The sequence below is a fragment of the Amycolatopsis magusensis genome, from assembly GCF_017875555.1.
In the GTDB taxonomy this organism is placed as follows: domain Bacteria; phylum Actinomycetota; class Actinomycetes; order Mycobacteriales; family Pseudonocardiaceae; genus Amycolatopsis; species Amycolatopsis magusensis.
In genome coordinates this window covers 8,537,806-8,550,555 of sequence record NZ_JAGGMS010000001.1, presented here as the reverse complement: position 1 = coordinate 8,550,555, position 12,750 = coordinate 8,537,806, and the positions used below count along the sequence as shown (strand labels likewise).

Genomic DNA, 12,750 nt, shown 5'->3' with positions numbered 1-12,750 from the left:
GGAGGGTGATGGGCGGCAGCCAGGAGTTCCGGGCGGAGCCGGAGGCGATGCGCTCGGCGGCGGGCAACGTCGGCGGGATCATCATGCGCGGCGTGAACTCCGCCGGTGACCTCGAACGGCTCGAGGTGCCCCCGGCTTCCTTCGCCGGCATCGGGGACGCCGTGGCCTCGGCCGGCGCGGCGCTGCGGAGCCAGCAGGTCACCGCGGTCCGCACGCTGCTCACCCTCATGCAGGAAGTGAACGACCTGGTGCGCCAGTGCGCCGACGAGTACCAGGCCGCCGACGAGGCGGCCGCGACCGGGTACGGCGGCAAGCCGTCCTCGGCGGGGCCGGTGCTCCCGGCGATCTGGGGCACCCCGGTGGCGGCCGAACTGGCGGCCTGCGCGGTGCGCGACAGCGCCGGCGCGGGCGGCGACCCCGGTTCGGTCGGCAACGTGCTGCGCTACATGGAACAGGCGGGGCTAGCCGGACCCGGGACGGAGTTCTCCGACGCGGCCCAGTTCAACGCCTGGCTCGAAGGGAACGCGGACAACCAGGCCAGCGTCGGGGTGATCGAGGTCTACTCGGGCACCGCGCGCGATCTGGGTGACGTGCCCGGCGGGGTGCGCGGGGGTGACGTGGTCATCGTCGCGGACTCGCTGATCGGCGTCGCGGGCAACAACGGCCAGCTGTACAACCACGGCCTGGTGGATTCCGGTATCCACGGGCCGGCGAAAGTGAGCGTCTATCGACCGGCGTTCGCCTGAATACGTTTCCGGCTCGTGGACAGAAGAAGAGGTGTGCAGTGTATTTCCCGAACTCTAGCGCGATGGACGCCACCGCGTCTTCCGGCGGGCCGATCACCGTGCTGCCGCAGATCGTTTCCGGTTCCCCGGAACAGATCGCCAAGCACGTCGGAGAACTGCTGAAGAAAGCGACCGAATTCGCCACGCTGCTCAACGAGTTCGCCGGGGCGGCGAAGCAGCTGGAAAAGGTGTGGTCGGGCAACGCGAGTGAATCGGCGCTGAAGAAGATCGCCGACTCGCTGGCTTCGCTGACCAAGATCATCGACGTGGTGCGCAAGGGCGCGGACCTGCTCGGCATCTCCGGCACGCTGGTGCAGACCGCCCAGCAGGCCTACCGCTCGGTGGTCGCCGCGGTCAACCCGACGGTGGCCTCGCTGATGTCGAACCCGTGGACCTACGGCGCCGCGGTGGCGCTGTCCACCGCGACCAGCGCCTCGCTGAAGGGTTTCATCCAGGCCATCGCGGCGCTGCTCAAGACCCTCGGCGTGGTCGACCTGGCCGGCCAGATCAGCCAGATCGCCACCATCATCGGCGAGATCGAGAAGCTCTTCGGCGGTGGCGACAAGGGCACCGGCTCGGGTGGCGCGCCGAACAACGGCAGCGTCGGCGGCACCCCGGTGACCCCGCCCCAGACCCCGCCTTCGGTGGCCAGCCCGTCCGGGCAGCAGGTCGCGGGCAACGGCGGCCTCCCGATCGGCGGCGGCACCGGCGGTCTCGGCGGGATCGGCGGTGGGTTCGGCGGCGGCACCGGTGGCGGGCTCGGGGGCACCGGCGGGGGCGCGGCGCCCGGCGGGTTCACCAACTACCTGCCGCCCGCGCTGAACGGGTTCACCGGCAACCAGGGCCAGTCGCCATGGGACTGGGCCGCCGGTGGCGGGGGCGCCGCCGGCGGCTCGCTGGCCCCGGGCCTGATCGACCCGCGCAACGCGTGGATCCCGGTCGACCCCGCGGCGAACGCCGTGCCGGGCCAGACGCTGCCCGCGCCCGCCGACACCGCCCCGGTGCCGCAGCAGCCCGCCCCCGGTGGCGGGGACGGTGACGACATCGTGATCAGGACCGAGCACGGCGACGTGGCCACCTCCATCGAGGTGCCGATGGGCCGCGACATCGAACTCGACCTCGAGTTCACCGTGGACGGCAAGGAATACGAGCAGCACATCGACATCGACGCCGACGGCACCGTGTCGGTCGACCGCTGAGAGGGAAGCAGATGAGCGATCCGTACCAGGTCCCGGACATGAACGCGCTGCTCGAGGAGGTCCGCGCGCAGACCGAGCAGGTGCAGCGGATCCAGAAGTCGGTGGAGAAGATGGAGGTGAAGGGCTACTCGCGCGGCCACGAGGTGGTCGCCACCCTGCGCGGCGACGGCCGCTTCACCGACATCTCCATCGACCCCGAGACCGTGCGCCGCTTCCCGGCCAGGGAACTGGGCGAGATCGTGCTCGAGGCGGTCAACAACGGGCTGACCAAGCTCGGTGAGGCCAGCCGGGCCAAGTTCGCCCCGGTGATCGACGCCGCCGGCGCGGGGACCCCGCAGCAGTGACCGACACCCTCACCTCCGGTACGACCACCCGGCGGGTCACCGTGGTGACCCCGCTCGCCAGGGTGGATGTGGCCCTGCCGCCCCAGAGCACGCTGGCCGAACTGGTGCCGCAGCTGGTGCGGCTCGCCGGGGCCGAGGGGCAGGCGTCACCGGAGCACCCCGGCTGGGTGCTGACGCGGCTCGGGGGCGCGCCACTGGCCCCCGGGCTGACCGTCGCCGCCGCGGGCATGCGCGACGGCGAGGTGCTCTACCTGACCCCGCGTGAACGCCCGCGCGCGCCGCTGCTGTTCGACGACGTGGTGGATTCGATCGCCAGCGCGAGCGAGTCCGACCGCGAATGGGGCACGGACCTGGCCCGCCGCGCCGGGATCACCGCCGCGGTGGTGCTGCTGCTCGGCGCCGCCGTGCTGATGCAGGCCAGTTTCGCGGGCACCCTGTTCGCACCGGTCAGCTGCGGGCTGCTGGCGCTGGTGCTGCTGCTCGGCGGTGGTGCGCTGAGCCGGGCCTACGGTGACGCGCAGGCGGGTGCCGCCGCCGCGCTCGCCGGGATCGGCGCGGCCCTGCTCGCCGGGATGTCGGCGTTCCCGCCGCACCCGGTGTTCTCGCTCGACGCCGGTCCGCTGGGCACCGGGCTCGCCGCGGTCGCGGTGTTCGGCGCGCTGTCCGCGGTCACCGTGGCCGACCGGCTGCCGTGGTTCGTCGCGGTCACCGTCTCCGCCGTGCTCGCCGCGCCCGCGGCGGGCATCGTGCTGCTCACCGGCGTGCGCCCGGTCAGCGCCGCGAGTGTGCTGGCGGTGCTCGCCACCGCGATGGCCGCGTTCGCGCCGATGCTCGCGCTGCGGCTCGGCAGGCTCCCGCTGCCCCGCGTCCCGGACGACATGGCTTCCTTCCGCGCCGACGAACGCCCGTCGGTCGGGGCCGCGATGGCCGGGCAGACCGCCTACGCGCAACGCCTGCTCACCGGGCTGCTGGTCGCGCTGGGCAGTGTCGTGCTCGGCAGCTCGGCGGTGCTCGTCATGGACGGCGGCGCGTGGGAAGCCGGGCTGGCCGCGCTGCTCGGGCTCGCCTGGGTGCTGCGGTCGCGCTCGTACGCCGGTGGCCCGCAGCGGCTGGTGCTGATCGGCTACGGCCTCGCCGCGCTGACCTGCGCGGGCATCTGGCTGGGCACGGAAGCCGGCCGCTCGCTGGTCTTCGCCGTCGCGCTGACCGTGGTGCTCGCCGCCGTCGTCTGCCTGGTCTACGCCGCGCGCGTGGCCAAGGGACACCGCTCGCCGTACTGGTCGCGCCTGATGGACATCGCCGAGTTCATCGTGCTGCTGTCCCTCGTGCCGATCGTCGGCGTCATCATCGGCGTCTACGAAGCCGTCCGGGGTTAGTTCTCAGGGGAGCGCGAGCGGGATCGACCGGCGCACGTGTTCGGCGTGCCGCCCGTTCACCGCGACCAGTGGCACCCCGCACAACGTCGGTGAGCCGGTGGGCGGCTCGGCGTCGCCGCGGGTGCCCACGCGGACGGTCACGTCGGCGCGTTCCCGCCCGGCGGCGGTCCGGCTCAGCGTGTACGAGACGGTGGTGAAGGCGGCGGTCGGCACGTGGCCGGTGACCAGCTTCGGCAGGTCGCGGTCGGACAGCGGGCGGAAGCACGACTGCCGGATGCGACCTTCGCCGGTCCCCGCCGACCACCAGCGCCAGCCGTCGGTGAATTCCGGGACCTCGGCGCCGAAGTCCGGTTCCGCGCCGAGCGCGACGCGCAGTTCCTCGCCGAGTTCCCCGGCTTCGAGCACAGTGCTCTCGTAACCGACGTCGGCCAGCGCGCCCGCCAGGCCCAGTGCGGCACTCGCGGTGGTGCGCAGGGCACCGAGCTCGCCGCCACCCCTGGCCATCGCGGCGATCGGCGCGTCGGCGGGCCGGTAGCGCACGGCCAGCCAGCACACCCGCAGCGGCGTCTGCCCCGGCCGCGGCGCGGTCCAGACCACCAGTTGGGCGCTGTCCAGCGGGATGTCGGCCCGCCGGTAGGCCGCACCGAGCACGTCGAGCAGGGTGCCGACCGCGGGCAGGCCACCGCCGGTCAGCCGCACCACCGAGGTCCAGCCGTCGCCGACGCCCGCGATGCCCAGCCGGTTGCCCGCGCGGTCGGTGTGCTGGCGGATGGCGGTCTCGCCGACCAGCGAGTGCATCGGCCCGGCGCCTTCGCGGCGGTCGTCGTGCCGCCGCAGCCGGAAGGTGAGCCAGGTCCACAGCCAGCCGGCCAGGTGCTTGCCGGTGATCCGCACGGAGGTGGTCGACACGACCAGCACGGCCACCACGATGGCGGTGATCGACACGGCGGTGAAGCCGTCGCTCAGGCCGTAGGCGCCCAGCGCGCCGAGCGCGGCGACCTCCCAGATCGCCACCTGGCGGGCGCGCACCGGCAGGATCCACGGCGCCGCGGCCGGATCCGCGATGGAGCCCGGCTCCCGGCCGCCCGACGGTAGTGGCGCGGCTGAAGTCCGGCTCTGCCAGGGGGCAGGCGACGACAACGACACAGGATGGCCCCTCTCGACTCCCCCTCGGCAAACGGTAGCCGGACACCGACCGCGGCGCTGCCGGAAAAATTGCCCACATCAGCGAGTGCATTCGTACCTAGCATTGGCCTTCGCGGCAGGCTTCTCTTCGGGGGTAACGAGCGGTGTGGACTCAGCGGGACCAGATCCAGGCGTACCAGTTCCTGCGCCGTCGCCTGGTCTCGGCACTCGTTTCGGCCGACGCCAACCACCCCGTCTCCCCGGGGCGCAGGCTGGTGCTCGGCACCATCATCGGCATCGCGGTGGCGCTGCTGATCACCGCCGTGTTCGGGGTGATCGGCCTGCTGAAACCGTCCGGCGGCAAGGACTGGCTCTCCGGCGGCAAGGTGATCGTCGAGGAGGAGACGGGCGCGCGGTTCGTCCTCGGTGAGGACGGCACGCTGCACCCGGTGCTCAACTACGCTTCCGCGCGGCTGCTGGCCGGTGGTGACGGCTCGGCCACGGTCAAGGTGCCCGCCAAGAACCTCGCCAAGGCCGGGCGCGGCGCCCGCGTCGGCATCCCCGGCGCCCCGGATTCCTTGCCGGGCAAGGAAAGACTGCTGACCAGCCCGTGGATCTCCTGTTCCCGCACGAGTCGTGACCAGCCGACCGACGCCGAACCGCACACCTCGGTGCTGCTCGGCACCCCGTCGACCGGCCGCGAACTCGCCACCGGAGAAGGATTGCTGGTCCGGCTGCCCGGCGGTGAGCGGTTCCTGATCAGCTCCGGGCACCGCTTCCGGCTCAGCCCCGAGGCGAGCGCGGCGCTCGGGTACGACCGCCGCGTGCCGATCGTGGTGTCGAGCCGCTGGCTGAACAGCGTGCCCGCGGGCCGGGACCTGGACTTCGTCGCGGTCGACGGCGCCGGGCGCAAGGGACTGCGCGTCGGTGGCCGTGACACCGAGATCGGCCAGGTGCTCAGCGTCGCGGGCACCAGTTCACCCGGTTACTACCTGGTGCGGGCCGAAGGGCTCGCGCCGATCACCCAGACCGAGGCCGCGCTGATCATGCAGGCCCCGGCGAACGCCGCCGCCCAGGTGTCCAGCGGCGGCAGCCAGACGGTCGAGGTGTCCGCCGCGGACATCGCCGCGGCGGGACTGGCCGCGGACGCGGGCACCGCCGGTGGTGCCGACCCGGCCGGGTACCCGGACCGCATCCCGGCGGCGGTCGAGGTCAACGGCGACACCGTGGCGGTCTGCGCCGAGGGCGACGGCTCCCACACGGCCAGGGTGACGGTCGGCGCGAACATCCCGCTGCCCGGCGGGGCGCGCACCCAGCCGGTCACCACGGGGGACGGCCGGACGGCCGATGAGGTCTACGTGCCACCCTCGGGCGGGGCGGTGCTCGCCGAACAGCCGTCCGGCACGGTCTACGTGCTCACCGATCTCGGGACCAAGTACCCCGTCGCGAGCGGTGAAGCTCTGGCCGCGCTGGGTTATGGTGCTGTACCTAAGCTGCCGGTGTCCGCCGGCCTGCTGGCACTGGTGCCCAGCGGGCCCGCGCTGGACCCGGCCGCGGCCGCCGGATTCGGGTGAACTGGGGTGAGTCGAGGAGTGGTCAGCACGCAAGCCATCAGGGTCGGGGTGATCGAGGACCATCCGCTCTACCGCGCGGCCGTGGCGAGAGTGCTCGAAGAAGCCGAGGACATCGAACTGGGCGCGGTCGCCGACTCGGTGGCCCGCTTCGCGGTGTGCCGCCAGCCCGCGGGCAGCGTGGTGGTGCTGGACCTGAAACTGCGTGGGATCGCCGACGCCGCGGCGGTGATGGAGATCGTCGGCATGGGGCACAAGGTGCTGGTGGTCTCGGCGCACGCCGGGCAGTCGGAAGTCCTGGGCGCCATCTCGGCCGGGGCGCGCGGCTACCTGTCGAAGGACGCCGACGGCGAGGAGATCCTGCGGGCCATCCGGGAAATCGCCTCCGGCAACTCCTACGTCTCGCCGACGCTGGCCTCGTTCGTGCTGAACTCCACGCGCGACCGCAACGCCGGCCCGAAACTGGTGCTCTCGGAACGGGAACGACAGGTGCTCTCGCTGGTCGCGGCGGGGGAGCGGGACCAGGACATCGCCGAGGCCATGTCGATCAGCGTCCGGACCGTGCGGTCCTACCTGGACCGGATCCGCGACAAAACCGGCAGGCGCCGACGCCCCGAACTGACCCGCCTCGCCATCGAAGAAGGCATCGCCCACCCTTCATAGCCGCCCCCTCGGCAACGCTAGGAGTGGGGCATTACTTGCGTCCAATGCAAGTAATGCCCCACTCATAGCATTCGAGCTCAGGCAGCCGACTTCCACACTCGCGGCTCCCCTGGGACACAAATGTGGCTTTGGGGGCCGGATCCGCCCCCAAAGCCACATTCGTGACATCGCGCCGGGGCCGGAGACCCCGACTGTGGAACTCGGCTGCCCGAACGTGGGTTCGGCTGCCCGAACGTGGGTTCGGCTGCCTGAATGTGGCGTTCAGGTGCCCGAGTGTGGGTTTCGGCTGCACGAGTGTGGGGTTCGGGTGCCTGAACGTGGGTTTCGGCTGCACGAGTGCGGGGTTCGGGTGCCTGAACGTGGGTTCGGCTGCCCGAGTGTGGGTTTCGGGCGCGCGAGTGTGGGGTTCGCCGAGGGCGGTGGGGGTTAGAGGCGGCGGTTGGGGAGGACGGCGGTGGCGGTTCGGGAGGCCTGGGAGAGCGCCGGGTCGATGTCGGTGATCAGGAGGTCGGCGGCTGCGCCCAGTTGGGCGTGGATCCGGCCGAACGGGTCGGCTACCAGCGAGTAGCCGATGCCGGTCGGGGCTTTCGGGTTCACCGGCACGCCGGTCACCGCGGGGTCGGCCTGGTCGCACGCGAGCACCCAGCTGCCCGAGTCCAGCGCCCGCGCCCGCACCAGCAGGTCCCACTGCTCCCGCTTGCCCTCCCCGGCACCCCACGAAGCGGGCAGCAGCACCGCGGCGGCGCCTTCCTCGGCCAGCTTCTGGAACAGCGAAGGGAACCGCACGTCGTAGCAGGTGGCGAGGCCGAGGACGGTGCCGTCCACGGTGACCGTGGCGGTCGACTCGCCCGGCGCGACCGTGTCCGACTCCTTGAAGCCGAAGGCGTCGTACAGGTGGATCTTGTCGTACCCCCGGTGCTCGCCGAGGCCGGTGATGAGCAGCGTGTTGCGCACGCGGTCGCCCGCCGGGGTGAACATGCCCGCGACGATCAGCACGTCGTGCTCGGCGGCGACCGCCGACACCGCGGTGGCCCACGGGCCGTCGACCGGTTCGGCGAGCGGGCCGAGCGGCACGCCGAACGCGGCCATCGCCGCCTCCGGGAAGACCACCACGCGGGCGCCGTCCGCGGCGGCACGCGCGGTCCACTCCCGGACGAGGTCCAGGTTCGCGGCCGGATCGGTACTGGAGGTCAGCTGGCAGAGCGCGATTCGGGGCACGGGCGTCTCCTCTCCGCTGCCAAGCTACCGACCCGGCTACCGATACGCTCATGGTCATGCTCAACCGCACGGACCTGCGAGGTCGTACTCCGTCCCCCGCCGAACTGCGTGCCGCCCTGCCGCGCGCCGGAACCGACGTGGACGCCGTACTGCATCTGGTCCGGCCCATCGTGGACGCGGTGCGCGAGCGGGGCGCCGAGGCCGCGCTGGAGTACGGCGAGCGCTTCGACGGCGTCCGCCCGTCCGCCATCCGCGTGCCCGCCGAGGAGCGCGTCCGCGCGCTGGCCGAGCTGGACCCGGCCGTCCGCGAGGCACTCGAAGAGGCGACCACGCGGGCCCGCAAGGTGCACGCCGACCAGCGCCGCGCCGACGTCACCACCCAGGTGGTCGAAGGCGGCACGGTCACCGAGCGCTGGGTGCCGGTCGAGCGCGTCGGGCTGTACGCGCCGGGCGGGCTGGCGGTCTACCCGTCGACCGTGGTGATGAACGTGGTCCCGGCGCAGACGGCTGGCGTCGGCTCGCTGGTGGTCTGCTCACCCCCGCAGGCCGAGTTCGGCGGCCTGCCGCACCCGACCGTGCTCGCCGCCGCCGAGCTGCTCGGCGTCGACGAGGTGTGGGCGGTCGGCGGGGCGCAGGCGGTGGCGCTGCTGGCTTACGGCGGCACCGACACCGACGGCGCCGAACTGGTCCCGGTGGACGTGGTGACCGGTCCCGGCAACATCTACCTGACCGCGGCCAAGCGCCTGCTGCGCGGCCTGATCGGCATCGACTCCGAGGCGGGCCCGACCGAGATCGCGGTGCTCGCCGACGACACCGCCGACCCGGCGCACGTGGCCGCCGACCTGATCAGCCAGGCCGAGCACGACCCGCTGGCCGCCAGCGTGCTGGTGACCACTTCCGAGCGGCTCGCCGACGCCGTCGACGCCGAGCTGGCCCGCCGCGTACCGGTCACCAAGCACACCGAGCGCGTCACCGAAGCCCTGTCCGGCAAGCAGTCCGGCATCGTCCTGGTGTCCACTGTGGACGACGGGCTGCGGGTGGTGGACGCCTACGCCGCCGAGCACCTGGAAATCCAGACCGCCGACTCGCGCGCGGTGGCCGCCCGGGTCCGCAACGCGGGCGCGGTCTTCGTCGGCGCCTACGCCCCGGTCTCGCTCGGCGACTACTGCGCCGGTTCGAACCACGTGCTGCCCACCGGCGGGTTCGCGCGGCACTCGTCCGGCCTGTCGGTGCAGAGCTTCCTGCGCGGCATCCACGTGGTCGACTACAGCGAGGAGGCGTTGCGCGAGGTGGCTGGCAAGGTGGTCGCGCTGGCCAACGCCGAGGACCTGCCCGCGCACGGCGAGGCGATCACCGCGAGGTTCGAGCGATGATCTTCCTGGACAGCGCCGGTTCCTCACTGCCGCCGTCCGAGGTGCTCGACGAGATGGTCGGGCACCTGCGCCGCGAAGCCGAGGTCGGTGGCTACCGCGCGGCCGCCGAGCGCGAGGACGACCTCGAACGCGCCTACCCGGTGTTCGCCGAGCTGCTCGGCTGCGCGCCGGAGGAGGTCGCGTTCACCGACAGCGCCACCCGGTCCTGGCTGACCCTGGTCGACTCGATCCCGCTGGAGCCGGGTGACCGCGTGCTGATCAGCGAGGCCGAGTACGGCGCGAACGCGGTCGCGTTGCTGCGGCTGGCCGAGCTGACCGGCGCGCGCGTGGAGCTGATCCCGTCCGACGAGATCGGCCAGCTGGACGTGGCCGCGCTGCGGGACCTCCTCGACGAGCGGGTCAAGCTGGTCTCGCTGGTGCACGTGCCGACCAACGGCGGCCTGGTGAACCCGGTCCGCGAGGTGACCGAGGCCGCGCACGAGGCGGGCGCGCTGGTGCTGCTGGACGCCTGCCAGTCGGCGGGCCAGCTGCCGGTGCACGCCGCCGACCTGGGCGTGGACCTGATCAGCGGCACCGGGCGCAAGTGGCTGCGCGGGCCGCGCGGCACCGGGTTCCTGGTGGTCCGGCGCGCGGTGGCCGACCGGCTGCGGCCCCGGCTGTTCGACCACAGCGGCGCCGACTGGGCCGGGCTGTGGGAGTACCGGATGCGTCAGGACGCGCGCCTGCACGAGCTGTGGGAGTTCGGCGTGGCCGAGCGCCTGGGCCTGCTCAAGGCCGCCGAATACGCGCTGGAGCTGGGCATGGACCAGATCGCCGCGCAGGTCGGCGAGCGGGCGGAGCACCTGCGGACCGGGCTGGCCGGGATCCCCGGCGTGACCGTGCACGACCTGGGGGAGCGCCCCAGCGGCATCGTCACCTTCACCGTCGACGGGCTGCCGCCCGAGCGCGTGAAGGACCTGTTGTGGGACAAGGACGTCGTGGTCAGCGTGACCTCCGAGGGGTCGACCAGGTTCGACATGGGACGGCGGGGCCTGAGCGCGATGGTCCGCGCGTCACCGCACTACTTCGTCACGCGGGCCCAGCTCGACGAGTTCCTCACCGTGGTGACCGGCCTGCGGTGAGGCCTCCGCCACGCCTTAGGCTGGGGCGGTGGACGAGGTGGACAGGACAGGCGCGGTGACGCTGGACGAGCTGCCGTTGCGGGAGGACCTGCGCGGACGCAGCCCGTACGGGGCGCCCCAGCTGGACGTGCCGGTCCGGCTGAACACCAACGAGAACCCGTACCCGCCGCCGGACGCACTGGTCGAGGACGTGACCGCGGCCGTGCGCGAGGTGGCCGCCGGGCTGCACCGCTACCCCGACCGGGACGCCGTCGCCCTGCGCCGCGACCTCGCCGCCTACCTGTCCGCGAGCACCGGCGTGCCGCTGACCGAGCGGCAGGTCTGGGCCGCGAACGGGTCCAACGAGGTGCTGCAGCAGATCCTGCAGGCGTTCGGCGGGCCGGGGCGCAGCGCGCTCGGCTTCGAGCCGTCCTACTCGATGCACCCGATCATCTCGGCGGGCACGCGTACCGAATGGGTACCCGCGCCGCGCCGGGACGACTTCAGCCTGGACACCGCCGCCGCGGCCCGCGTGGTCGCCGAGCGCGCACCCGACGTGGTGTTCCTGACCAGCCCGAACAACCCGACCGGCGGCTCCATCCCGACCGCCGAGCTGGCGGAGGTGCTGCGCGCCGCGCCGGGCATCGTGGTGGTGGACGAGGCGTACGTCGAGTTCTCCGACCAGCCGAGCGCGGTGACGCTGCTCGCGGAGTTCCCGGCGAAGCTGATCGTCTCGCGCACGATGAGCAAGGCGTTCGCGTTCGCCGGGGGACGGCTGGGGTACCTGGCCGCCGCACCGGCCATTGTGGACGCCCTGCAGCTGGTCCGGCTGCCGTACCACCTGTCGCTGCTGACCCAGGCCGCCGCACGCGCCGCGCTGCGGCACGCCGAAGCCACGCTCGCCTCGGTGGCCAAGCTCGCCGCCGAGCGCGACCGGGTGGCCGACGCGCTGCTGGGCCTGGGTGCCACGCCGGTGCCCAGCGACGCCAACTTCATCCTGTTCGGCCGCTTCGCCGACGCGCCGGCCGCCTGGCAGTCCTTTGTGGACCAAGGAGTGCTGATCCGCGACGTCGGCATCGCCGGGCACCTGCGGGTGACCGTCGGCACCCCGGAGGAGAACGACGCCTTCCTCGGCGTCGCCAAGGAAGTTTTCGCGAAGGAGGTGCCCCGGTGAGCCGTGTGGGCAAGGTGGAGAGGACGACCAAGGAGTCCTCGATCTCGGTCCAGCTGGACCTCGACGGCACCGGTGAGGTGGAGATCGCCACCGGCGTGCCGTTCTTCGACCACATGCTCACCGCGTTCGGCGCGCACGGGTCGCTGGACCTCAAGGTGGACGCCACCGGTGACGTGCACATCGACGCGCACCACACGGTGGAGGACACCGCGATCGTGCTGGGCCAGGCGATCCGCCAGGCACTGGGCGACAAGAAGGGCATCCGCCGCTTCGGCGACGCGTGGATCCCGATGGACGAGACGCTGGCGCACGCCGCCATCGACGTCTCGGGCCGGCCGTACTGCGTGCACCTCGGCGAGCCGGAGCAGTTCAACACCTTCACCATCGGCGGGAACTACCCGTTCGTCCTGACCCGCCACGTGTTCGACTCGCTGTCGTTCCACGCGCAGCTCGCGCTGCACGTACGGGTCCTGCACGGCCGCGACCCGCACCACATCGCCGAGGCGCAGTACAAGGCGGTGGCCCGCGCCCTGCGCGCGGCGACCGAAGCCGACCCGCGTGCGCACGGTGTCCCGTCGACCAAGGGTGTGCTGTAGGTGCCCAAGGAATTCGTCATCGTCGGCCTGCTGGCACTGGCCGGCTTCCTCATCGGCGGCGTGTACAGCACCTGGAAGACCGCCCGAGGCTTGGCGATGCTGCTCGGCGTCGGCGCGGTACTGGCCGTCGGCGGCGCCATCGCCTGGCTGGCCGGCTAGTCGTCGATGCCGTGAATGTGGCTTTCACGGCACATTCCGCCGTGAAAGCCACATTCACGGCACCTTG

13 protein-coding genes are annotated in these 12,750 nt (G+C 72.7%); 11 read left to right on the top strand and 2 right to left on the bottom strand.

What is annotated here, in order from left to right; translation table 11 throughout:
• Window positions 1-8: 8 nt before the first annotated feature.
• From JOM49_RS38400 to eccD, 4 genes are all read left to right on the top strand, one after another.
• The gene (locus JOM49_RS38400) at window positions 9-746 is read left to right on the top strand and encodes a WXG100 family type VII secretion target (RefSeq protein WP_209669172.1); all 738 of its coding nucleotides are present in this window, start codon (window positions 9-11) and stop codon (window positions 744-746) included.
• Between the two features lie 62 nt (window positions 747-808).
• Window positions 809-1,984: a WXG100 family type VII secretion target gene (locus JOM49_RS38395; protein WP_209669171.1), complete on the top strand. Its 1,176-nt coding sequence runs from the start codon at window positions 809-811 to the stop codon at window positions 1,982-1,984.
• Between the two features lie 11 nt (window positions 1,985-1,995).
• Window positions 1,996-2,328, top strand: coding sequence for a YbaB/EbfC family nucleoid-associated protein (locus JOM49_RS38390; RefSeq protein ID WP_209669169.1), 333 nt, complete (start codon window positions 1,996-1,998; stop codon window positions 2,326-2,328).
• Window positions 2,325-3,704: a type VII secretion integral membrane protein EccD gene (gene eccD / locus JOM49_RS38385; RefSeq protein ID WP_209669167.1), complete on the top strand. Its 1,380-nt coding sequence runs from the start codon at window positions 2,325-2,327 to the stop codon at window positions 3,702-3,704. Before JOM49_RS38390 ends, eccD begins: the two co-directional genes overlap by 4 nt.
• 3 nt (window positions 3,705-3,707) lie before the next feature.
• Here the strand turns inward: eccD and JOM49_RS38380 are convergent, their stop codons facing one another.
• Window positions 3,708-4,850, bottom strand: a complete 1,143-nt coding sequence (locus tag JOM49_RS38380) for a type VII secretion protein EccE (protein ID WP_372444177.1) — start codon at window positions 4,848-4,850, stop codon at window positions 3,708-3,710.
• Between the two features lie 143 nt (window positions 4,851-4,993).
• On the opposite strand from JOM49_RS38380, the gene eccB reads away from it, so the two are divergent.
• Together eccB and JOM49_RS38370 are read left to right on the top strand one after the other, a co-directional pair.
• The gene (gene eccB, locus JOM49_RS38375) at window positions 4,994-6,403 is read left to right on the top strand and encodes a type VII secretion protein EccB (RefSeq protein WP_209669165.1); all 1,410 of its coding nucleotides are present in this window, start codon (window positions 4,994-4,996) and stop codon (window positions 6,401-6,403) included.
• A gap of 18 nt (window positions 6,404-6,421) precedes the next feature.
• Window positions 6,422-7,063 (top strand): LuxR C-terminal-related transcriptional regulator, encoded by a 642-nt coding sequence (locus JOM49_RS38370; RefSeq protein ID WP_209669163.1) that lies wholly within the window; start codon window positions 6,422-6,424, stop codon window positions 7,061-7,063.
• Between the two features lie 426 nt (window positions 7,064-7,489).
• Here JOM49_RS38370 and JOM49_RS38365 read toward each other — a convergent pair whose 3' ends face one another.
• The gene (locus JOM49_RS38365; protein ID WP_209669161.1) at window positions 7,490-8,281 is read right to left on the bottom strand and encodes a carbon-nitrogen hydrolase family protein; all 792 of its coding nucleotides are present in this window, start codon (window positions 8,279-8,281) and stop codon (window positions 7,490-7,492) included.
• A 56-nt stretch (window positions 8,282-8,337) separates the two neighbouring features.
• Here JOM49_RS38365 and hisD point away from each other — a divergent pair, with 56 nt between their 5' ends.
• Genes hisD through JOM49_RS38340 form a run of 5 tightly spaced genes read left to right on the top strand, consistent with a single transcriptional unit; the run spans window position 8,338 to window position 12,683 of the window.
• Window positions 8,338-9,654: a histidinol dehydrogenase gene (gene hisD / locus JOM49_RS38360; protein ID WP_209669159.1), complete on the top strand. Its 1,317-nt coding sequence runs from the start codon at window positions 8,338-8,340 to the stop codon at window positions 9,652-9,654.
• Window positions 9,651-10,775, top strand: a complete 1,125-nt coding sequence (locus tag JOM49_RS38355) for an aminotransferase class V-fold PLP-dependent enzyme (protein WP_209669157.1) — start codon at window positions 9,651-9,653, stop codon at window positions 10,773-10,775. The genes hisD and JOM49_RS38355 overlap by 4 nt, the downstream gene beginning before the upstream one ends.
• A 37-nt stretch (window positions 10,776-10,812) precedes the next feature.
• Window positions 10,813-11,928 carry a histidinol-phosphate transaminase gene (locus JOM49_RS38350; protein ID WP_209672133.1) on the top strand — a complete coding sequence of 372 codons (1,116 nt, stop codon included), beginning with the start codon at window positions 10,813-10,815 and terminating at the stop codon, window positions 11,926-11,928.
• Window positions 11,925-12,524, top strand: a complete 600-nt coding sequence (gene hisB, locus JOM49_RS38345) for an imidazoleglycerol-phosphate dehydratase HisB (RefSeq protein WP_209669155.1) — start codon at window positions 11,925-11,927, stop codon at window positions 12,522-12,524. Before JOM49_RS38350 ends, hisB begins: the two co-directional genes overlap by 4 nt.
• The gene (locus tag JOM49_RS38340) at window positions 12,525-12,683 is read left to right on the top strand and encodes a CG2302 family histidine operon protein (protein WP_209669153.1); all 159 of its coding nucleotides are present in this window, start codon (window positions 12,525-12,527) and stop codon (window positions 12,681-12,683) included. It begins immediately after the preceding gene.
• Window positions 12,684-12,750: the final 67 nt, after the last annotated feature.